Below are 23,651 nucleotides of genomic sequence, written 5' to 3'. Positions count from 1 at the left end.
AGAATTCCAAAATGAAAACAATCTTATGCTCGATGTTGGTACTTGTAGCAAGTTTCCAACAAGCTCCTAAAGACAAAAAAGCAGGTAGCGAAAGCAAAAAAGAGGCAGTGGCAATGGAAGCCAAAGACCCTGTTTGCAAAATGCACGCTGAAAAAGACACGAAGTTCATAAGCACCTATAAAGGAAAGCAATATGGCTTTTGTAGTGTAGTTTGTAAAGAGATGTTTGATAAAAAACCTGAAAAGTTTGTGAAGAAATAAAGAAAAAGGGCTGGGAATTTCTTCCAGCCCTTTACTTTTGTGAAAATCTTTTAGGGCACACCTAAACGTATTTATCCAAATCAAACCAAACGATCCTTAAAGCATGAGAAGTACGTATATCATCAGAACAGTTATTTTATTAGGAATGATTTTTATCCTTGTCGACCTTGGCTTCTTTTTGAAAGGTGATTTTCACACAGGACTAAACGATTACTTCAGAATTATTGATTGGAGCTGTTTTGGATATTCTTTATACCAAGTTTTTCAATTAAGTCGTTATCGCTTGCCAGACCAAATGATGAATAAATTGACTGTACGTTTGGTAGCATTTACCCTGATTTACTTTTTGTTTATATTCGTTTTCAAAAGTTATGTTGTGCCAGCAGGGGTATTTATTGGACATATTTTGATTTTGAGAAATGAGCTAAATCGAATAGGATAAGGTTACATGTAATTTTGTGGTTTTCAATAGAATTTCTTAAAAATAAATAAAAGTATGTTTAATAATTTTATTTGACATTTGTAGAAGAAATAAAATTTCCCTTCGCCACTCTTTACTTTTCTTGTCTTGACACAAGAAAAGTAACCGCGCGGCGGCCGCAAAAGAAAGTCAAGAAATCCTAAACTCGCCTGCGGCTCAAACAGTAGGATTTCAGAAAAATAAATACACACTTTTAATTTTCAATAACTTATAAAATTTAAACATACTCAATGAATAAATAAGGCGAATAGCACATTTGTGCTATTCGCCTTATTTATTTTAAGCTAATATTTTACTGTTTTTTACCTTCAAAGCTCATACCCATTGCTTCTAGTTTAACGCCATTAACTTTTCCTGCGTCATCTCTTACAAATTGTACTTTTGCTTTTCCGTCAGCATCATATTTATCTGGCTCAAGTTCTGTCAATGCACCTCCTTGACCTCCAGCGTTGAGTATTACTTTTCCGTCTTTTACTTCGACTTCAATAAACTCAAATGGCAAACCTGTCATTTTATATTTACCTGCATAGCCTTCTAAGTTTTGAGCACTTGGGGCTGCTGCTTGTGCAGGAGCACTATTTCCTAGTTCATCTTTGAAGGCTGTTCCCATAATTACCATGAGCGAACCTTCTGCTTTGGGATTTTGGAAAACGATATACAAATCATGAGAACCGTCAGTTGGATTAATTGGGACGCTCAATGGTGAAGGAGCAAACCCACCTTTATCACTAGCTTCCAAGAAGGCAGATTCACCTATAATTTTCCCTGTTGGCGAGTCTAGATGAATTTCTACTTTTCCTCCTTGTGCATTTAATTGCGCTTTTGGGGCTGTAGCCAACAACTCTAATTGTTTGATATTGGTCAAATCAGCATTTTTCAGAACAATATACGAACCTGATTTGCTAGGAATCATTAATTCATTTCCTCCAAAACTCATTTTTGAAACAGCCTCGTATTGATCATATCCGTGTGGACTGATACGTGGATTACGCAAGGTAAATGTTTGCTCTGAACTTAAAGAAGGAACACCATTTGCACCTTGATCTTGGTAAGAAGCACGTAAGATATATACTCCTTGACCTTTGTCTCCAGCACCAACTTTAGCTGTAAAAGTACCTTTGGTTGGTAAAGTTTCTTTTGCTTTTTCATCTGCCAAAGTCAAAATATATTTTACCATCTCAGCAGCGTCGCCTGTTGATAATTGTGGGTGACCAGCCATGGCTACCTCGCCCCAAACGCCACTACCACCAGAGATTACTTTTTTAGTCAAACGCTCTAATGCACCTGCATCGCCTTTGTATTTTTTAGAAACCTCACGGTAAGTTGGACCAACTGATTTTTTGTCCATGCTATGACAAGCCTGACAGTCACTTGCATCAATGAGTTTTTTACCCTTTACGAGTGCTGTGCTAGCATCGGCCGAACGGTGACCTTGTGCAATCGCAATTTTGTCAAATCCTTCAGCCAAATAATCGATATTTACTGCTACTTGCTCTGGCTTGATTTTGCCATTTTCAAGGCTACCATCTTCCTTATCTTTTACTTTTACTTCATAGTCAAAAGATTTATTAGGAAAGAAGAATGTTTTATTACTTTTTGGTAAATCAAAAGACAATACAGGAGGCTCGTTACCAGCTGAAACTTCCATGGCTTGTGTGCTGATACCACCTTTGCCATCAGAAACTGTCAATGTCACATTATAAATACCCGCTTTGGCTAAAGTTACATCTGCCGATGGAGAAGCAATTACTTTATTAAATCCATTTTTAGAAGTAATTTTCCAAGAATACGTCAAAGCATCGCCATCTGCATCTTTCGTTCCTTTTGAGTCAAGGCTAAGTTTGAATGGAAGTGCTCCACCCATTTGATTCGCTGCCATTTGAATCATTGGTTTACGGTTACCACCGTTATATTCAATACGAATCAAGCGTGCATCGTCGTTGGCAGTAAACCACCCCGAACCATACTCAAGCATATACAAATCACCATTGGCATCAAATTCCATATCCATTGGATTACTAAAGCGATAGCTTGGCATAAACTGTTCCATATCAGTCAGATTACCTTGTTTATCCATCGTTACAGCCATAATCCAACCACGCATCCAATCATAAACAATTAGTTTTTCATTGTAATATTTTGGAAAAGCACGCTTAGCATTTTTAAAATCTTCACTGTAAAATACTGGACCAGCCATAGCATTACGACCACCACTACCTACCAAAGGAAACTCGGCCGAAGCTGCATAAGGATACCAAATAAATGCTTTTTGAGCAGGAGGTAATACCTTCAAACCAGTGTTGTGTGGTGAGTTGTTGGTTGGTGCTGCTGCATCCCATTTTTCTAAAGAAACGTTTTTAACAAAATCATATTTGTTATAGGCTTTGTTGTCACCTACAAAATGAGGCCATCCAAAGTTACCAGCTTTACGTGCTTGCCCTACTTCATCATGTCCTTCAGGTCCACGGTCTGCGGCAGGTTTGCTAGCATCTGGACCTACCTCTCCCCAATATACAAATCCTGTTTTTTGGTCAACCGAAATACGGAATGGATTGCGGTGTCCCATTGTATAAATTTCAGGACGTGTATTTGGCGTACCTTTAGCAAATAAATTACCTTCAGGAATGGTATAAGAACCCTCAGCGGTTGGCTTAATACGGATAATTTTTCCTCTTAAGTCATTGGTATTTGCCGAAGATTTTTGAGCATCCCAAGGCGCACGGTCAGGACGTTCGTCACTTGGACTATAGCCATTTGAGCCGTGAGGATTGGTATTGTCACCTGTCGAAAGATATAAATTCCCCATTTTATCCCACGCAATTGAGCCGCCTGTATGACAACATTGCTCACGCTGTGTAGGAATATCTAATAAGATTTTTTTAGAAGAACCCACTAATTCATCACCTTTCAACTCAAATCTTGCCAAAACGTTTTTCGACTCTTTTGGATCCGAATAATATAGATATATCCAGTGATTTTGAGCAAAATTTGGATCTTTGTTCAAACCCAACAAGCCATCTTCAGCTTCTGATTCTTTGCCTTCTTTATCTTTGTATTTGGTACTTACTTCGATATTGGCAATGGTTTTAAGCTGTTTTGTTTTTAAATTATACAAACGAACAGCACCATGACGCTCGATAAACAAAATACGTCCGTCATTCAAAACGCTCAATTCCATTGGCTCATTGAGCTTTTCTTCCAAAATCACTTTCGCAAAACGATTTTCTTCAGGACGCGCTTTAGAAAAATCCAAAGGTTTTGGAGAATCTCCACCCATAACATAGTTTAAGCCAGCCCAAATATGGTCTAAGAAAAGAGGCTCAGCAAATGTTTCGTCAGTATGCCCCATAGCAGTATAGAACGAACGACCACCATCAAATTCATGATACCAGCTAATAGGATGGTTATCTCCATTTTTTCCACCTATATAACTTTTCTCATCAATTTTTACTACAACATTAATAGAAGGGTTGATGCTTTTGAAGCTATAAAACTCATCACTGCGCTCAAACTCGCTTGGCATATTTTTAGTCGACCAATTGTTTTTATCAACTACAAAAAACTTACCTTTCTGAACATTGCTCGGAGTCATTGGGTGGTCAAGGAAATAAGCTCCTGCCAACTTGCCATACCAAGGCCAATCATACTCAGTATCTGTAGCTGCATGAATACCTAAATACCCACCTCCTGCTTGAATATAACGCTCAAATTCAGCTTGTTGAGCTGGATTTAGCACGTCGCCTGTTGTGCTTAAAAATACAACAGCATTGTATTTACGAAGATTTTCATTGGTAAAAGCATTGGCATCTTCTGTAAGGTCTACAGAAAAGCCTTTTTCTTTTCCCATTTTTTGAAAAGCTACTTTACCTACTTCGATAGAAGCGTGTCTGAATGCTGCGGTTTTACTGAAAACTAATACTCGTTTACCTACATTTTGAGCATAAGTACCAAACTGAAGAATGGTACAACTCACGGCTAACAATAAGAGGTTCAGTTTTCTCCATTGATTGAAAAGAAGATTTCTCATTGGAATAGTGTTCTGAAGGGTTGTGCTAATTGGATAAATTAAATTTGAAAAAGGTATATTTTTATTATTTTCCCATTTTGGGACAATAATACTTGAAATTTTAGAAGTAGCAAAATATTTATATAATTTTGTGATTAACGGTGCCAGAAGTGTAGACAAATGACATAGAATAAATAGTCTAGTCCCAGTTGGGCATCTGATTAGTATAAATAGTTACTTTGAGCTTATAGTTGAAAATTAAAAAGTAGAAGGTATTCACATGGAGAGAAATGTTGATTTGGATGGTTTTTTAGAAAATAAGCAAAATTTTATCCCTCACTTATCGATTGATAGCGTCATTTTTGGTTTTCATCAAGACCAATTGAAAGTGTTGCTTCTGAGGGTTCACGATTCAGGCGTATGGAGTTTGTCGGGTGGATTTGTGCGAATGGAAGAAGGTATCGACCCTGCGGCTTTAAGGATTTTACGTGAAAGAACAGGTTTAGAAAATGTCTATTTAGAGCAATATCATACTTTTGGTCATGAAGACCGCTCTAAGAAAAATACCTTGGCAGATATTCTTGATTTTGGACATACAGAAGAATTTAGAAACTCGTGGCTCAACAAGCGATTTATATCGATTGGCTATTATGCTTTAGTAGATTTTTCTAAAGTAAATCCAACACCAGATCCCTTCAGTGACAAGGCTGAATGGTTTGATTTAAAGGATTTGCCACCAATGATTTTTGACCATCGAGAAATGATTGATAAAGCCTTGGAGAGTCTTCGAGCTAATTTGGACACCAAACTGGTGGGATTTAACTTATTACCCGAAACATTTACGATGCCCGAACTCCAAAGTCTGTACGAGACAATTTTGGGCGTTCCCTTACGTAGAAATAATTTTCAACGAAAAATGCTAGGAATGGATATTTTGGAAAGAATAGAAAAATTGTACACTGGCGCCGCTAATAAAGCTCCTTATCTGTACAAGTTTAAAGCTCCAAATGTAGAAGCCGTTTAAATATTAATGCTGAATTGTGAATGTAAAATATTGATAATTAAAAAAATACATTCCCAATTCAGCACTATATAAAGTCACGAACTAGTCGTTTTATAGTTACAATTCTACCTTAAGGATTAGTACAAATTCTGTTGAATAAATGGATTTCTAAACTTGCCTTTTGGGTCGTAGGTTGCCAATAATTCTTTAAACTGTGGTAAGGGCTTGATAAGCGATTGAAGCTTTTTAGGATTCATCGTAAACAATTTGCCCCAGTGCGGACGAGCATTGAATGGGGCTAGTTGCGCTTCGATTAGCGGTAAAAGTTGTTTTACAGCATTCCAATCTTGTTTCCATGTAAAGTGAAAAGCAACTGATGGTTGATGGTAATTGGCGCTCATCCAAAGGTCGTCGCCTGTCATTGTTCTTATTTCAGAAATGAATAAATGTGGGCTTACTTTTTCATGCAGTTTTTCGATAGCCATCATGGCTTCATAACCATGTTCGAAAGGTACAAAATACTCAGATTGCAATTCTTTTCCGCTACTTGGCGTAAAGCCCATTCTAAAATGGGGCATTCGCTCATACCAAGGGCCTGATACACCCATTTGTCCTGTACAGTTTTCGGCCGAAAGGGCTTCTAGTGGATGAAGATTGCGTGTTGCTAATTTTGCCCCAAAATACTCTTTATCTGGCGTCGAAACATCTTCACTACGTTTTTTCAACCAAACTTGATTGACATTTTTGTTACGCCAATCTGTAAACAGACTTACACTGTAACCATTGGAAACGATGCTTTCAAAGTTTTTTTCCAAAGCTGACATTGGCATATTTTGATACACCAATTGTTTCATCTCGAAGGTGTCTTGTAATGCCAAAGTCATTTTTGAAACAATGCCTAAACCACCAAGAGCAACTACAGCTCCTTTTAAAGTCTCACTATTTTCGTTTTTTGAAAAACTAACGATGTCACCATTAGCAGTTATAATGTCTAATGCTCTTACACTAGTAGCCAAATTCCCATTTTTCACACCAGAGCCATGTGTACCTGTTGAACATGCCCCTGCCACCGAAATATGTGGTAGTGATGCTAAGTTTGCCAGTGCAAAACCAGCCTCATGAATTTCTTTACAGATTTGTCCATAGGTGGAGCCACCTTCAATCGTTACTTCTTTGTTTGCTTTGTCGATTGATAAAACTTTCTGCATTGATTTCAACGAAATCTGAGTCGCAGGAGTATCTGCAATGCTATTGAAAGAGTGTCTGCTTCCTAAACCACGAATGATAGGTGTTTTTTTGACAAGTTCTTGCGCTTCAACAATCGTCTGTGGTTCAAAATATTGCTTGGCACTGTATCGTAAATTTCCTGCCCAGTTAGTGCGAGGGGTATCATTTGCTAAAATCATTTTGGGTAAAAAAGCGCCTCCTACCATTAAGGAAGATGTTTTAAGGAATGTACGTTTATTCATTATTTATAAGGGGAGTTAAGTGAATATTCTGACATTAACTAATTGGATAGTTACTTTCTGGCAATTATTTCTACATTTTAAGAATAAACCAAGATAAAGTATTAAATATTAAAGAGTAATTTACAGAAAACTTACTGTAATTATCTCTTCAAAAATCCCCTTTTTCTTATGAGAAAATATTCACTTTTGTTACTGCTCGCCAATCTGATACTAGGATTGACAGCTTTGGGTCAAAAATCAAAAAAGCTCTATACCTTCCCAATTGGTGCGCAAGCCTATACTTTTAGAAATAGCTTCCCTAATGGAATAATAGCCACACTCGATACTATCAAAGCCTTAGGAATCACCGAACTAGAGGGCAATCTTCCGAAAGGAATGGAAGCAAAAGAATATCTTAAATTGCTGAAAGAGAGAAATATAAAGGTTCCTTCGACAGGAGCAGGTTATGAGGAAATCGTCGCAAATCCAATGAGTGTAGTTCAAAATGCCCAAACATTAGGTGCAAAATTCGTGATGGTGGCATGGATACCTCATAAAGATGACTTTGATATTTTTGAGGCACAACAAGCTGTAGAAGATTTTAATCGTGTTGGGAAAATTTTGGCAGAAAATGGTATTACTTTTTGCTACCATATTCATGGATATGAGTTTATCCCGTATCAGGACGGAACACTTTTTGACTTTATCGTTCGACGCACTAACCCTAAGTATGTTTCTTTCGAACTTGATATGCTTTGGGCATTTCATGGTGGAGCCAATCCTGAAGGACTTTTGGACAAGTATCCTACCAGATTCAAAATGCTTCATGTAAAAGATTTGCGCAAGGGCGTTCAAGGAAACCATTCGGGCTCGACTCCAGTGACTAATGACGTAACTTTAGGCACTGGTCAAATCGACGTGGCGGGTATTATCAGAAAGGCTAAAAAACTAGGAATTAAGCACTATTTTATCGAAGACGAAAGCCCAATTCAAAATATACAAGTGCCACAAAGTATTGCATATTTGAAAAGTTTGAAAGAATAAGTCAGTGTGTTGAGATGGGAGTTACTTTGCGATTTTCACAAAAATCCTGTATCTATGTAGTCAAATACCAACAAACTTTGTGATGAATTCAGTACACCGTTCGGCTTTTGTGAATGACCCTCGTAATGTTTATACGATTCCTGCCTTTAGCATCCATCTCCTCAACGAAATTTTGATTATTCAACATAGCGAATCTGTCCCTGATACAAGTATTAGGGGCTTTTTTGATTTACAAGTTGGTCATATCGAAATCAATTGGGTAGTTTTTGAACACCCGATGGGTTATTTGGTGCAAGTCAATCTGGTTGGGGATTTGTTGCAAACACATTGTAATTGTGGAGCTTCCAAAATCAAAATGTGTGATCATCAGGCACAAGCCTTACACAATGTACATAGACATCAGGACTTACTGATTTTTTTTGATGAAGCATTACGGTTTAGAAAAATGCGAGCCAAGGCTTATGATTATGGTTTGGAAGCTGAGCCCGATTTGATGAAGTATTTTCGAATACATTACCAAGAAAAACAAACACATATTCTTCCCAAAAACTCTGCTCTCTTTGCTTTTACTAATGATACGAAAGTAGCGCTACAAGACCAGTTATTGTCAGCAAACCACTGGCAACATTTGTCTAATTCGTCAGCGCAAGAAAATCTGATTGTGGTTTTTAAACTCCATAAATATTTCGACCATTTTCATCTAGAGTTATATCAAGCTGATTTCACGAAGGAAGGCAAACCCAAAAATCCATTGATTTCAAGAGCTCCACTAGATAAAATTTGGCAAATTGAAGAACCTGATGTATTGAAGTTTTTTATGGCAGTGGCTCGTTTTCAACATAATTATGAGCAAACACCTCCTGAAGAGGATTTAGCTAGTTTGAAAGCACTTGTTAAAAATCCTTTGGCATTACCTATTTTTTATCATAATCATAAAACTTCTGTCAATATTGCCTCACAGTCGATTGTGCCTGTGCAATTGAGCACGCTTCCGATTGAATTGCAATTGGAGGTCTTTCAGCAAGATGAGATGTATGAAATTAAGGTATATCTTCAGGTAAATGGTCAGGTATATCCTTTACAGGATTTGACCTTGAGATATGGATATTTTATCCAAATACATCAAACGATGTATTTGGTTGATAACCTACATTTTTTGAAGGTAATAGCTTTTTTTAGAAGACATAATTATTATTTAGTCTTACACGAATCAAAATATACCGAGTTTCAAAAAGAGATTCTTGACCCGCTTGAAAGACATGTTCGTGTTAAATATTCATACCTAAAACCTGCTAGTCCAGAGCAAATTCAAGAGGTAAATCTTAATCAATCTTTAGTCAGAATGATATATTTGTCTGAATATGAGGATTATATCTTACTGACGCCAACGATGGTTTATGGAGAGGTAGAGATTCCTGTTTTATCCAAAAAACAACTCTATGCTATCGACCGAAAAGGTAAACCTTTTGCTCTTCCTCGCAATGAACCAGAAGAACAAAGGTTTTTAGGGATATTGATTCGTCAGCACCCTGATTTTGAGGAACAATTACATCAGGAGAGTTTTTATTTGCATCGAAAAAGATTTTTGGAAAACGAATGGTTTTTAGATGCCTTTGAGGTGTGGCGAGAGCAACAAATCAAGATTTTAGGTTTTAACCAATTCAAGAAAAGTAGATTAAATGCTCATAAAGCCAATGTGAGTGTGGTGGTTAATTCGGGTATGAATTGGTTTGATACAACCATCAAAATTCAGTTTGGGAAGCAGAGAGTTTCGTTAAAGCATTTACAAAAAACGATTAAAAACAAAGAGAAATATGTGACGCTCGACGATGGTTCATTGGGTATTTTACCAGAAGTATGGGTTTCAAAATTTGCAGATTACTTTGAGGCTGGCGAAATCATTGAAGATACTTTGCGAGTACCACAATCACGCTTAGGAAGTCTTGAAGAGCTTTTTGATGCTGAAATGCTGACGCAGGAAGTCAAAGCTTTAAGTCAAGATTTTAGAGATAAAATTGAAAATCTGGACAAAATTGCCCCTATCCCAGTAACCTCATCACTTCACGCTCAGTTGCGGAGTTATCAATCGGAGGGTTTGAATTGGTTGGCCTATTTGAATCAGTTGAGTTTGGGCGGGGTATTAGCTGATGATATGGGTTTGGGTAAAACCCTTCAGGTATTAGCCTTATTTTTATGGCAAAAGGAAAAAAGCACCCTAAAAACTAATTTGGTGGTAGTGCCTACTACTTTGATTTTTAACTGGCTACAAGAAATTAAAAAGTTTGCGCCTAGTTTAAAGGTGCTAGTCATGCACGGACCTAATCGTCCCGAAAATACACTTGGTTTTGAGGAATATGATGTTGTTATTACGACTTATCATACGCTTTTGTCTGATATAAAGTTTTTACGAAAATACCTGTTTAATTACATTGTTTTGGATGAGTCTCAGGCTATTAAAAATCCTGAATCACAGCGATATAAGGCTGTTTGTATGTTGCATGGTCGCCATCGTTTAGTAATGACGGGAACACCAATCGAAAATAATACCTTTGATATTTATGCACAGTTTTCTTTTGCTTGTCCAGGACTTTTGGGAACAAAACGGTTTTTCAAAGAATACTATTCTATGCCGATAGACAAGTTTAAAGATTTGTCTAGAGCACAGGAATTGCAGCAAAAAATCAAGTCTTTTGTTCTTCGAAGAACAAAACAGCAAGTAGCCAAAGAACTTCCCGAAAAGACGGAAATGGTACTTTACTGCGAAATGAGTACCGAGCAACGTCGGGTATATGAAGCTTATGAGCGAGAGTTTTGGGACTATTTGAATACGCAAAAAGAAGGAGATATTCCGAAAGAAAGATTACATATTTTACAAGGGTTGACCAAACTCCGTCAAATATGTAATTCGCCTGCCTTGCTTAGCGATGAAGAGTTTTATGGACATGAATCTGCCAAATTGCAGGTTTTGATTGAAGAGATAGAGAATAAATCTCCCAAACACAAAATATTAGTTTTTTCACAGTTTGTAGAAATGTTGGAATTGGTCAAGAAAGAATTGCAACTCCGAGAGATACCATTTAGTTATCTGACAGGACAAACCACAAATCGTGCAAAGGTGGTAGAGCAATTTCAGAATGATGACCAAATTAGAGTATTTCTGATAAGTTTAAAGGCTGGTGGTATAGGACTGAATCTTACACAAGCCGACTATGTGTATTTGATAGATCCTTGGTGGAATCCTGCCGTAGAAAATCAGGCAATTGACCGAGTATATCGGATAGGACAACAGAAAAATGTAGTTGCCGTTCGATTGATTTGTCCAGATACTATTGAAGAAAAAATGATGGTATTACAGTCTAATAAACAACATTTGGTCAATGAGCTGATTAAGACAGACCAAGATATGTTGCAACAAATGACGAAAGAAGATTTGTTAACCCTGCTTAAACATGGATAAATAGAGCTTTTGTCAAATAAAAAACCTATTAAAAGAAACATGAATCATCTCTAATTTAGCGATTATTTTTTAATATGAATTTTACGCAAAGCCTTGCATCTTTACTAGTAAAATCTAGATTAAAAATAATCACTCATACGCTCAATCACTAAATTGCTAAATTCGGGATGACTCATGTTTGACTATTTGAGTAAATAAGGCTTGACTGTTTTCGTTTTAATAACCTGCTCCAATGAATTTTTGGTGATAATACCTATATGCTTCCAAATAAGTTCACCCTGTTGAAACAAAAATAAAGTAGGCATACTTTTTACACAGAAATAGTCACTAATACTTTTCTCTCTATCCACATCTACTTTTTGTATCAATATCCCATCGCCCATTTGTTTGCTCAAATCAGTTAAGATTGGAGCCAGACCTTTACAAGGTTGGCACCATTGTGCATGAAATACCAATAAAAGCGGTGTTTTATCATTGATTTTCGTTTCGAGTGAAACAGGCAGCATAATCGACTTATTTTTCATATCGTACATATTCAGTATTAAGGTCAAAATTATTCCTTTTATCCTAAAAGCAAACCATACTTAGCTTGATTCATAGGTTTTTTAGAGTAAAATTTTAATAATTTTATAAAAAAATAAAATATTTTTAATTGTCAAATAACTGAAAATCAGATATTTATATTGTTTTTTGTTTCTGGTACAGGACGGTAAAGGAAAGTTGACTGAATCTCAACTATTAAGTTTGTACTATCTAAGAAAAAAACAATTCGATATAGAATAAATGATAGAGAAGTTTTGAATATTAATCTGGTAACAAAATTTTAAGTCTATCTTTAATTACCCTTTAAACAGAAATAAAACAATCTATTCAAAAGCGATGCAAATTCGCTTGAATATCAAATACCAAAAAACAATGACAACGATTTCAACAGTGGATGCAACTAAATTTAAGCATGTAAGCTATTTATGGGACGATGCCAAAGCAGCAGCGTTGGCAGGCGATGAAGTAGCTCTTTTCATTTACCGTTCAAACATGTTGGGTGCCGACCTTCGTTTGACTAACTATGGCGGTGGTAACACTTCTGTAAAGCTCAAAGATGTGGATCCGCTTACAGGTCAGGAAACGGACATAATGTGGATTAAAGGTTCGGGTGGTGACATTGGTACTTTGAAAAAAAGCGGTTGTGCTGCGTTGTACGTAGATAGACTTCGTTCATTGGAAAATGTATATCGTGGAATCGAGTTTGAAGATGAAATGGTAGCATTGTTCAACCATTGTATTTTTGATTTGGATTCAAAAGCGCCATCAATTGATACGCCTCTTCATGGATTCCTTCCATTTGCTCATATCGACCACCTTCACCCAGATGCTGCGATTGCTATTGCTGCTGCGAAAGATGGTCAAAAAATCACAGAAGAATTATTTAATGGCGAAATTGGCTGGGTAGGCTGGCAACGTCCAGGTTTCGACTTAGGATTGCAATTGCGTGCTTGCTTGGAAGAAGCTGCTGCGAAAGGAATCAAACTTCGTGGTATCATGTTGGGTTCTCACGGTTTGTTTACTTGGGGCGATACTGCTTACGAAAGTTATATCAACACGTTGGAAGTAATTGAAAAATGTGCTGAATATTTGGAATCTAACTACGGTAAATCTCGTCCAGTATTTGGAGGGGCAAAAATCGATAGCTTGCCAGAAGCAGATCGTAAATTACAAGCAGCTAAAGTTGCGCCAATTTTACGTGGTTTCTGCTCATCAGAACGCCAAATGATTGGTCATTTCACGGATGATGTTCGCGTTTTGGAATTCATCAACTCTAACGATTTAGAGAAATTAGCTCCACTTGGTACATCGTGTCCAGACCACTTCTTGCGTACTAAAATTTCTCCTTTAGTACTGGAATTGGCTCCAAGCGAAGATTTGTCTGATGTAGCGGGTATTAAAGCTAAATTGACTCCTGCGTTTGAGGCATACCGTGCTATGTACACAGAGTACTATAACACTTGTAAACATGATAACTCGCCAGCGATGCGCGACCCGAACCCAGTAGTAATTCTTTACCCTGGTGTAGGTATGTTTACTTTTGCAAAAGATAAAACTACAGCTCGTTTAGCATCAGAATATTACATCAACGCTGTGAATGTAATGAAAGGTGCTGAAGCTGTATCTGAATATACTTCATTGCCACGTCAAGAGGCTTTTGATATTGAATACTGGTTGTTGGAAGAAGCAAAATTGCAAAGAATGCCAAAACCAAAAGCATTGTCAGGTCGTGTTGCGTTAGTGACTGGTTCTGCTGGTGGTATTGGTAAAGCTATTGCTAAGAAATTTGCAGAAGAAGGTGCTTGTGTTATTATCAACGACATCAACGAAGAGCGTTTGGATGGTGCAAAAGCTGAGTTTGTTCAAATCTTCGGAAAAGATGCGGTAGCTTCTACTTTGTTGAACGTAACTGATGCAGCTAGCACAGAGCAAGCGCTTGATAATGCTTGTTTGGCATTTGGTGGTGTTGATATTGTTATCAATAACGCAGGTATCAGTATTTCAAAATCTATTGCTGAGCATAGCTTGGAAGAATGGGATAGATTATATGACATTTTGGTAAAAGGTCAATTTATCGTTTCTAAAGCTGGTATCGAAGTAATGCGTAAGCAAGGTTTTGGTGGCGACATCGTAAATATTGTTTCTAAAAATGCGGTAGTTGCAGGACCAAACAACCCTGGTTATGGTTCGGCTAAAGCTGCTCAAGCGCATTTGACAAGATTGATGGCAGCAGAATTAGGTGCTGACAAAATCCGTGTGAATACAGTAAACCCTGATGCTGTTATCTCTGACTCAAATATTTGGGCAGGAGGCTGGGCTGAAGGCCGTGCAAAAGCGTATGGTATTACAGTTGAAGAACTACCTGCTTATTATGCAAAACGTACGTTGTTGAACGAAATCATTTTGCCAGTTGATATTGCTAATGCTTGTTTTGCGTTTGTTGGTGGTTTGTTGGGTAAATCAACAGGAAATGCCTTGAACGTAGACGGTGGTGTTGCAATGGGCTTCTATAGATAGATATATCTAGCGAATGAGTAAATGAGCGATTTACCAACAAAATCATTCATTTACTCATTTACTCATTTGCTCAATCACTCCATAAATTATGAAACGAGTTGCCTTCAAAATGCAATTGCATCAAGGACAGGTTGAAGAATATAAGCGTCGTCATGACGAAATTTGGCCTGAATTAGTAGAATTGCTCAAAAGTATAGGAATTGAAGATTATTCGATTTTCCTTGATCCAGACACTTATGCCTTGTTTGGCGTTTTAAAAATAGAAAACCCTGCATTGATGGATGAACTTCCTAAACATCCAGTTATGCAAAAGTGGTGGAAATATATGGGTGATATCATGGACGCCAATCCAGATAACTCTCCAGTAAGTGTACCACTAGTTGATGTATTTCATTTACCTTAGGACAAACTATCCGAATTTTAACAGAAACATCTCATGTTACTCGAATCATACAAAATTGCCTCACACAACGACTCTTTGTTGAAAGGCCACGAAAATAAATTGGCGTTTACTCGCTCTGAAATCGCTGGAACTGAAGAAATCATTCAAAAACTTGTTGACTTCCAAATTGCTATTCCTTCTTGGGCTTTAGGCACTGGTGGTACTCGTTTCGGACGATTTGCAGGTGGTGGTGAGCCACGTACTTTGGAAGAAAAAATCGAAGACGTTGGTCTTTTACACACTTTGAACAAAGCTTCTGGAGCTATTTCGTTGCATATTCCATGGGATATTCCAACTGATCCTAAGGCGATTCGTGCTTTGGCAGCGCAGCATGGTTTGAAGTTTGACGCAGTAAATTCAAATACATTTCAAGATCAAGCTGATCAAGAACATACTTATAAGTTTGGTTCTTTACAAAATGTAAACAAAGCCATTCGTAAGCAGGCTATCGACCATAATATCGAGGTTATTAAGCATGGTATTGAGTTGGGTTCTGATTCATTGACTGTTTGGTTGTCGGATGGTTCTTGCTTCCCGGGTCAATTAAACTTTAGAAAGGCTTATCAAAATACCTTGGAAAGTTTGCAAGAAATTTACGCAGCTTTACCAGATGATTGGAAAATCTTTGTTGAGTACAAAGCATTTGAACCGAACTTCTACTCAATGACAGTAGGGGATTGGGGACAATCATTATCGTACGCTCGCAAATTGGGAGATAAGGCTTATACATTGGTTGACTTGGGACACCATTTACCAAACGCTAACATCGAACAAATTGTGTCGTTGTTGTTGATGGAAGAAAAATTGGGTGGTTTCCACTTCAACGACTCTAAATATGGCGATGATGATTTAACAGCTGGTTCTGTAAAACCTTATCAATTATTCTTGATTTTCAATGAATTAGTTGAAGGCATGGACGCTCGTGGTATGAATCATGCCAAAGATTTGGGTTGGATGATTGATGCTTCTCACAATGTAAAAGATCCTTTGGAGGATTTGTTACAATCAGTTGAAGCTATCATGATTGCTTATGCTCAAGCTCTTTCTGTAGACAGAAAAGCTTTGGAAGATGCTCAAGAAAACAACGATGTGGTTCGTGCGCAAGAAATTCTTCAAAATGCTTTCCGTACAGATGTTCGTGCTATCGTTGCTGAGGCTCGTTTGCGTGCAGGCGCTGCTTTGAACCCAGTAGCATTGTACCGTGAGTTGAAAGTAAGAGAAAATCTTATTGCTGAACGCGGTTTGAAAACTGTATCTACTGGTTTGTAAGATTTTGGGTAGAAAACCATTTCTGCCTTTCCTATATACTTTTGAATTTGTATTCCCGAGTAACAAACTACTCGGGAATATTCTTCCCTTCATTTACTGACATATCTGTTGAGGCCTTAGGCTGTTTTAAAATTCATTACCGAAATATGAATCCGATACCAGTTTGCGCAATCTTTGATATTGGCAAAACCAATAAAAAACTGTTTTTATTTGACGAACAATACCAAATTGTTTGGGAAAAGAGTATGCAATTCCCCGAAACTATCGACGAGGATGGAGATGCTTGCGAGGATGTAAACTTACTTCAATCGTGGGTATTGGAATCATGGAATGAAGTGCTAGGCTTGGATGATTTCGTCGTAAATGCACTTAATTTTTCAACTTATGGGGCAAGTTTTGTCTATGTAAATGAAGAAGGAAATATCTTGACTCCTCTTTATAACTATCTTAAAGCATATTCTGCTGAGTTGCAGAAACAATTTTATGATACTTATGGTGGCGAAGAGGAGTTTGCTGTCAGAACAGCGTCTCCAGTATTGGGATCGCTTAATTCTGGTATGCAGATTTATCGTTTGAAATACGAAAAGCCTGAAATATTTGAGCAAGTAAAATATTGTCTTCACTTGCCTCAATTTTTACATAGCCTCTTTACAAAAAAATATTATTCTGATATTACTAGTATTGGCTGTCATACCAATCTCTGGGATTTCAGAGTGCAGAAGTATCACGAATGGACTTCTCGCGAAAAAATTGAAACAAAACTTCCAACACTTTTCTATTCGGACGAAGTGGTAAAATTGGAAAATAAGGATAAGGCTGTTTCTGTAGGGGTTGGTTTACACGATAGTTCCTCGGCTTTGATTCCTTATTTGATAAATTTTCAAGAACCTTTTATTTTGCTTTCAACGGGAACATGGAGCATTACCCTGAACCCATTCAATGATATTCCGCTTACTTTTGAAGAGTTGCAATATGATTGTTTGTGTTATATGCACTATCAAGGTAAGCCTGTAAAAGCTTCTCGTTTGTTTTCGGGTTACGAACACGAAATTCAAACGAAGCGCATTGCACAGCATTTTGGCGTAGAAAATGATTTCTTCAAAACCGTAGCTTATGATGCACAAATCATCAATCGATTGAAAAATGCACAAAGCCCATCGGTTTCGGAAGAAGACAATAAATACGAACTATTGAAAAGTTCTTTATTCGAACATCGCGATTTGGCAGATTATTCATCTGTTGAAGAGGCTTATCATCAATTGATGTTGGATATTATGACTCAACAATTAATTTCTACGGAATTGGTTTTGCATAATTATCCTGTGAAGCGAGTTTTTGTAGATGGTGGTTTTAGTAAAAATCCTATATTCATGAATCTTTTGGCTGCTGCTTTTCCAGAATTAGAAGTGTTTGCGGCATCTATGGCTCAGGCTAGTTCGTTGGGTGCAGCATTGGCTATTCATAAACATTGGAATTCAAAAGCTTTGCCAGGAGATTTGATTGATTTGAAGTTTTATGCGTGCCAGCCTACTCTTTTACCCAAAAGCTAAGCTGACTCCTTATTTTTTAGTGATAGAAAACCCATATAGAATAAGAGTAGTTTTTTAGCAAAATGCCTTATTTGAATAGCGATAACAGATATTTGACTTATTTGTATAAACATAAAAAAGTACAATTTGTTGATTACAAAAACTTTGTACTTTTTATCAGATATCCATTATCAAATTTGAAATAGATTTAAAGTGGTGCGCTAAAGCGCCACAAATATGAAATATCCAAGATTATGCGTGTTGGCTTATTCATTCCTTGTTATGTAGACCAATTTTACCCTCAAATTGGTGTTGCAACTTTGGAGTTGCTTGAAAAATTAGGATGTGAGGTTCATTTTCCACTAAATCAAACTTGCTGTGGTCAGCCAATGGCCAACTCAGGATTTGAACATTTAACGGGAGGATGTAACTCTTTGTTCATCGATAATTTTGAGGGCTTTGATTACATCGTTTGTCCTTCTGGAAGTTGTACTTTACATATTAAAGAACATCTTCACGAAGAAAAAAGAGAGGAAAAAGCTTCAACGATTCGTAAACGTGTTTATGAATTGACGGAGTTTTTGACAGATGTTTTAAAAGTAGAAAACCTTGAAGCCAATTTCCCACACAGAGTAGGTTTGCATCAAAGTTGTCATGGTCAGCGAGGTTTGAAACTGGCACAAATGTCTGAGTTAAATGCGCCTTTTTTCTCAAAACCTGAACAATTATTGAAACAAGTCAAACAATTGGATTTGGTTTCGTTGTCTCGAAAAGACGAATGCTGTGGTTTTGGTGGAACGTTCTGTGTGACCGAAGAAGCCATTTCGGTACGTATGGGACAAGACCGTGTGAAAGACCATGAAGACAAGAATGTCGAGTTTATTACAGGTGGAGATATGTCTTGTTTGATGCACTTGGAGGGAATTCTACGTCGTCAACAAAGCCCTGTAAAAGTGATACATATTGCAGAAATATTAAATAGTCAAATCAAATAGATTTTGCCTTCCAACTTAAGTTATAATGCTGAGTTGTAACTGTTAAATTGTAAATACAAAGGTTTAATTATCAATGTTTTACTCACAATTCATCATTCAGCACTAGTACTTACTTATTCAGTAATCAGATATGGAATCTAAAGTTCTTGAACATAGCAAAGCCTCGGAGGTATTTAATAAAGACAAAGAGCGTGTAGGTTGGCATGACGAAACACTTTGGTTTGTAAGAAGTAAGCGAGATAAAGCTGCCCATAATATTCCTGATTGGGAATTATTGCGCTCTACGGCTTCGAGTATCAAACATAATGTGCTGTCAAATATGCACGACTATTTAGTCGAGTTTGAGAAGAATGCCTTGGCCAATGGCGTACATGTGCATTGGGCTGCCGATGCCGAGGAGCATAATAAGATTGTTCACGGTATTATTGCCAAGCATGGTGTTACTCGTATGGTAAAGAGTAAGTCAATGCTGACAGAGGAATGCCATTTGAATGATTATTTATCCAAAAATGGTGTTGAGGTAATTGACACTGACTTGGGTGAACGTATTGTGCAGTTGCGCGATGAGCCACCAAGTCATATTGTTTTACCTGCGATTCACTTGAAAAAAGAGGATGTTGGCGAGACTTTCCATATCCATTTAGGAACTGAAAAAGGAAATAAGGATCCGCAATATCTTACTGAAGCTGCACGCCATCACTTACGTGAGACTTTCTTGACTCGTAAAATAGCACTTACAGGAGTTAATTTTGCGGTAGCTCAAACAGGAGAGTTTGTGGTTTGTACCAACGAAGGGAATGCCGATATGGGTGCTCACTTAGCTGATGTTCATATTGCATGTATGGGTTTTGAAAAGTTAATACCTCGTCGTGAACACCTTGGCGTATTTTTGAGGTTATTGGCAAGAAGTGCTACGGGGCAGCCGATTACAACTTATTCGAGTCATTTCAAAAAGCCTCGTGAAGGTCAAGAAATGCATATAGTGATTGTAGATAATGGTCGTTCGACGCAGTTGGCTCGTGAAGATTTTCGTAATTCTTTGAAGTGTATTCGTTGTGGGGCTTGTATGAACACGTGTCCTGTGTATCGTCGTAGTGGTGGTCATAGTTATCATAATGCGGTTGCTGGTCCAATTGGCTCTATTTTAGCGCCTAATTTAGATATGCGCAAGAATGCAGATTTGCCATTTGCTTCGACGCTATGTGGTTCATGCTCGAATGTATGCCCCGTCAAAATTGATATTCATGACCAACTTTATAAATGGCGTCAGGTGATTGTAAAAGAAGGTTATGCCACTACCTCCAAAAAATTAGGAATGGGTGCAATGACCTTTACATTATCAAACCCTGCTATTTATCAAACAGGAGGGAAAGTTGGGCGATGGTTTATGCGTAATGTACCTTTTGTGGTTAATAATGGGTTAAATCCTTGGTTCAAAAACAGAGAAATGCCAGAGCCTCCAAAGGAATCTTTTAGAGAATGGTATCTGAATAATAAAAAATCTTAGTTTGTCCGAGAGGATTGACAAACGACAATGCAAAATTTGGAGTTTATCCATGACATAGTGAGATGTAAAAGTCGGATTGGGTGAGAGATTTTCCACCCGCCTTCTTTTCTTCTATTTTGCATCAAACTAAAGTTGAATCACATTGATTAAACCTTCATTGGTTACCCAAATATCATGAGTAGCAGAGATAAAATTTTAGCAAAAATAGCTCAAAATCAACCAGAATTTAGTGCATTACCTGATTTGAAAGGATTGGGGAACGTCTATGAAAGCCCTGCCCAACAGTTTAAAACAATTTTAGAAGGTATTGGTGGTAAAGTAATCGAATTTTCGGATTGGTCAGAGATAAAATCTTTTGTGAAAGAGCATTTTGAAGCAAATTCAAGAATTATTTCAACTCTTCCAGAATTGGCAGAAATTGCCGAACTAAATTGGGCTGAAAACGACCCTCATACCTTAGAAAATGTTGATTTAACCATTATTAAAGGGCATTTGGGTGTTGCTGAAAACAGCGCTATATGGATTACCGAATCCCTTTTGAAGCAACGCGTTTCGGCGTTTATTCCTCAATATTTGGCGATTGTTTTAGACGCAAAATCACTTGTTTCGTCCATGCACGAGGCGTATGCTCAAATTGGAATGGAAGAATACGGTTTTGCTACTTTCTTAGCTGGACCTTCCAAAACTGCTGATATTGAACAATCATTGGTATTGGGTGCGCATGGGGCTCGTGGTTTAACAGTGTTTTTAAAAGTGTAATCGGTATATCCTGATTTCAGGAATTGTTTTAAATATTATTCAAAAACACATTGTGTTTTAGCTATTGAAGCTATCCATTTTGGATAGCTTCTTTTTTGCTTTTTGATAAGTATCTGCAATAATCCCTTTACTAATTAAGACTTTACGAAGTATTTGTTTAACTATATTTATTGTATCTTTATGATTCAATAAATATCTTATTTTACTATGAAAAAAATTTGGTACGCTATCTGCTTGGCTATTGCTTCTCATTATGGTTTACAAGCTCAGAATTTTTCTCCCAAAACTCCTTACTATGGTGTAGCTTATTATGATGAGTATATGCCTTATGATAGACTTCAACAAGATGTTGAAATGATGAAAAAGGCTGGTATCAACGTTGTACGTATAGCCGAATCGACATGGAGTACTTTAGAACCTCAAGAAAATACTTTTGATTTTTCACATATCGATAGAGTTTTGGATGCAATGCACAAGGCAGGAATCGCTGTGATTATTGGAACGCCTACGTATGCTGTACCAACTTGGCTGGTTCGTAAGCATCCTGATGTTTTGGCTGTGACCTCTCGTGGACAAAATCAATACGGAGCTCGTCAAAATATGGATATTTCGAATGTTCATTATCGTGAAGCCAGCGAAAGGGTTATCCGCAAACTAATGGAACATGTTAGTAAACATCCTGCTATAATTGGGTATCAAGTAGATAATGAAACTAAGGCTTATGGTACAGCAGGGCCTAATGTACAAAAGGCTTTTGTAGAATATTGTAAACAAAAATTCGGAACACTTGATAAACTAAATAAAGCTTTTGGTTTTGATTATTGGAGTAACAGAATTAATACTTGGGAAGATTTTCCTTCGACAGTTGGGACTATCAATGCAAGTTTCGCTGCTGAATTTGCAAAGTTCCAGCGTAAATTGGTGGTTGATTTCTTGAAATGGCAGGCAGATATTGTACGAGAATATAAGCGTCCTGAACAATTTATTACGCAAAATTTTGATCTTGATTGGCGAGGATACTCTTATGGTATTCAGCCTGATGTAGATCATTTTGCAACGGCTAAAACCTTGGATGTAGCAGGGATAGATATTTATCACCCTAGTCAAGATCAATTAACTGGGACTGAAATTGCTTTGGGGGGAGACATTACTCGTTCGATGAAGAATGGAAAGAATTATTTTGTATTAGAAACTGAAGCTCAAGGCTTTCCACAATGGACACCATATCCTAATCAATTACGTTTACAAGCATTTAGCCATTTGGCTTCTGGAGCCAATATGGTTGAATATTGGCATTGGCATTCAATTCATAACTCGGCCGAAACGTATTGGAAAGGCTTACTAAGTCATGATTTTCAGCCTAATCCTACGTATAATGAAGCTATTACGATAGGTCAAGATTTTCAAAGAGTTGGACAAAAATTAATCAATCTTAAAAAGAATAATCAAGTAGCAATTCTATTCAGTAACGAGGCTTTGACAGCATTTAATGCATTTAGTTTTGGTTGGGGAGCTCGTGAGACTTATAACGATATTTTGCGACCTTACTATGATGCTTTGTATAAAATGAATGTCGAACTTGATTTTATCGACCCTACTACAGAGGATATTTCACAATACAAAGTAATTGTTGTTCCAGCGCTGTATGCTGCTCCAACAAATCTTTTGAAAAAACTGAATGATTTTGTCAAAAATGGTGGACATGTGGTTTATACTTTGAAGAGTGGTTTTTCTGACGAAAATGTCAAAGTTAGAACAGATATACAACCTGCCATCATATCCGAAGCTTGTGGAGTACAATATTCTCAGTTTTCTATTCCGAATGGTGTAAGTTTGAAAGATACAGAAGGAAAATGGACATCAGACAAAACTAAGGTAACCCAATGGATGGAATTGCTGACTCCAACAACAGCTAAAGTTTTGGCTAATTATGAGCATCCTCAATGGGGAAAATACGCCGCTATTACTCAAAATCAATTTGGTAAGGGCACAGCGACTTATGTTGGATGTTTGACAAGCGAGTTTGTATATAAGCAGGTTTTACAAAATGTTTTGGATAAAGCCCAATTGCCAAAAGAAAAATCAGGGTTAGAATTTCCCCTAATTCATCGTTCGGGCACCAATCAACTGGGGAAGAGATTGCATTACTATTTTAACTATTCAGGAGCTTCTCAAAATTTTACCTACAAAGAAAATGCTGGCAATGATTTGTTAGGTAATAAGGTAGTGACTACTAATCAAGGGGTATCGCTTGAGCCGTGGGGATTTGTGATAATAGAAGAGAAATAATAGGTTCTTTTTTAGCTAATGGATTGTCTTTCAAAAGAGTTTTGTACTCGTTTTGAAAGACAATTTCATTTTAAAGAGATTTATTTTTAAAAAACCATGACA

16 protein-coding genes are annotated in these 23,651 nt (G+C 37.2%); 13 read left to right on the top strand and 3 right to left on the bottom strand.

Annotated elements, in window-relative coordinates; all coding sequences use genetic code 11:
- Positions 1–11 precede the first annotated feature (11 nt).
- Positions 12–260, top strand: a complete 249-nt coding sequence (locus tag QM491_RS16010; RefSeq protein ID WP_283328515.1) for a YHS domain-containing protein — start codon at positions 12–14, stop codon at positions 258–260.
- 103 nt (positions 261–363) lie between these two features.
- On the top strand, positions 364–702 hold the full coding sequence (locus QM491_RS16005) for a hypothetical protein (protein WP_166551138.1): 339 nt from the start codon (positions 364–366) through the stop codon (positions 700–702).
- Positions 703–1,033: 331 nt separating this feature from the next.
- Here the strand turns inward: QM491_RS16005 and QM491_RS16000 are convergent, their stop codons facing one another.
- The gene (locus QM491_RS16000; protein WP_283328514.1) at positions 1,034–4,768 is read right to left on the bottom strand and encodes a ThuA domain-containing protein; all 3,735 of its coding nucleotides are present in this window, start codon (positions 4,766–4,768) and stop codon (positions 1,034–1,036) included.
- A 259-nt stretch (positions 4,769–5,027) separates the two neighbouring features.
- Between QM491_RS16000 and QM491_RS15995 the strand changes: the two genes are divergently transcribed.
- Positions 5,028–5,771, top strand: coding sequence for an NUDIX hydrolase (locus QM491_RS15995; protein WP_283328513.1), 744 nt, complete (start codon positions 5,028–5,030; stop codon positions 5,769–5,771).
- A 116-nt stretch (positions 5,772–5,887) separates the two neighbouring features.
- On the opposite strand, the gene QM491_RS15990 is transcribed toward QM491_RS15995, so the two are convergent.
- Positions 5,888–7,219, bottom strand: a complete 1,332-nt coding sequence (locus QM491_RS15990) for an FAD-binding protein (protein ID WP_283328511.1) — start codon at positions 7,217–7,219, stop codon at positions 5,888–5,890.
- A 168-nt stretch (positions 7,220–7,387) separates the two neighbouring features.
- Between QM491_RS15990 and QM491_RS15985 the strand changes: the two genes are divergently transcribed.
- Both QM491_RS15985 and QM491_RS15980 read left to right on the top strand, forming a co-directional pair.
- Entirely contained in the window at positions 7,388–8,242 is an 855-nt protein-coding gene (locus QM491_RS15985) for a sugar phosphate isomerase/epimerase family protein (protein WP_283328510.1), read from the top strand.
- 82 nt (positions 8,243–8,324) lie between these two features.
- Positions 8,325–11,699 (top strand): DEAD/DEAH box helicase, encoded by a 3,375-nt coding sequence (locus tag QM491_RS15980; RefSeq protein ID WP_283328509.1) that lies wholly within the window; start codon positions 8,325–8,327, stop codon positions 11,697–11,699.
- 182 nt (positions 11,700–11,881) lie between these two features.
- Here QM491_RS15980 and QM491_RS15975 read toward each other — a convergent pair whose 3' ends face one another.
- A complete protein-coding gene (locus QM491_RS15975; protein ID WP_283328508.1) occupies positions 11,882–12,223 on the bottom strand; it encodes a thioredoxin family protein in 342 nt (113 codons plus the stop codon).
- Positions 12,224–12,614: 391 nt separating this feature from the next.
- Here QM491_RS15975 and QM491_RS15970 point away from each other — a divergent pair, with 391 nt between their 5' ends.
- The 8 genes from QM491_RS15970 (at position 12,615) to QM491_RS15935 (ending at position 23,549) form a co-directional block, all read left to right on the top strand.
- Complete coding sequence (locus tag QM491_RS15970; protein ID WP_283328506.1) at positions 12,615–14,759, top strand: bifunctional aldolase/short-chain dehydrogenase; 2,145 nt, start codon at positions 12,615–12,617, stop codon at positions 14,757–14,759.
- Between the two features lie 88 nt (positions 14,760–14,847).
- Positions 14,848–15,162 carry an L-rhamnose mutarotase gene (rhaM, locus tag QM491_RS15965; RefSeq protein WP_166551191.1) on the top strand — a complete coding sequence of 105 codons (315 nt, stop codon included), beginning with the start codon at positions 14,848–14,850 and terminating at the stop codon, positions 15,160–15,162.
- A gap of 33 nt (positions 15,163–15,195) precedes the next feature.
- Positions 15,196–16,470 (top strand): sugar isomerase, encoded by a 1,275-nt coding sequence (locus tag QM491_RS15960; protein ID WP_166551190.1) that lies wholly within the window; start codon positions 15,196–15,198, stop codon positions 16,468–16,470.
- A 146-nt stretch (positions 16,471–16,616) separates the two neighbouring features.
- Entirely contained in the window at positions 16,617–18,020 is a 1,404-nt protein-coding gene (locus QM491_RS15955; protein ID WP_283328503.1) for an FGGY-family carbohydrate kinase, read from the top strand.
- A 233-nt stretch (positions 18,021–18,253) separates the two neighbouring features.
- On the top strand, positions 18,254–18,994 hold the full coding sequence (locus QM491_RS15950) for a (Fe-S)-binding protein (RefSeq protein WP_283328502.1): 741 nt from the start codon (positions 18,254–18,256) through the stop codon (positions 18,992–18,994).
- 130 nt (positions 18,995–19,124) lie between these two features.
- On the top strand, positions 19,125–20,501 hold the full coding sequence (locus QM491_RS15945) for a lactate utilization protein B (protein WP_283328501.1): 1,377 nt from the start codon (positions 19,125–19,127) through the stop codon (positions 20,499–20,501).
- Between the two features lie 174 nt (positions 20,502–20,675).
- Positions 20,676–21,260 carry a LutC/YkgG family protein gene (locus tag QM491_RS15940; RefSeq protein ID WP_283328500.1) on the top strand — a complete coding sequence of 195 codons (585 nt, stop codon included), beginning with the start codon at positions 20,676–20,678 and terminating at the stop codon, positions 21,258–21,260.
- A 207-nt stretch (positions 21,261–21,467) separates the two neighbouring features.
- Positions 21,468–23,549 (top strand): beta-galactosidase, encoded by a 2,082-nt coding sequence (locus QM491_RS15935; protein ID WP_283328498.1) that lies wholly within the window; start codon positions 21,468–21,470, stop codon positions 23,547–23,549.
- Positions 23,550–23,651: the final 102 nt, after the last annotated feature.

The sequence above is a fragment of the Flectobacillus longus genome (genome assembly GCF_030056705.1).
GTDB classification, from domain to species: Bacteria; Bacteroidota; Bacteroidia; order Cytophagales; family Spirosomataceae; genus Flectobacillus; species Flectobacillus longus.
Note: the sequence above shows the minus strand (reverse complement) of the source record. Positions and strands in the feature narration are given on the sequence as shown.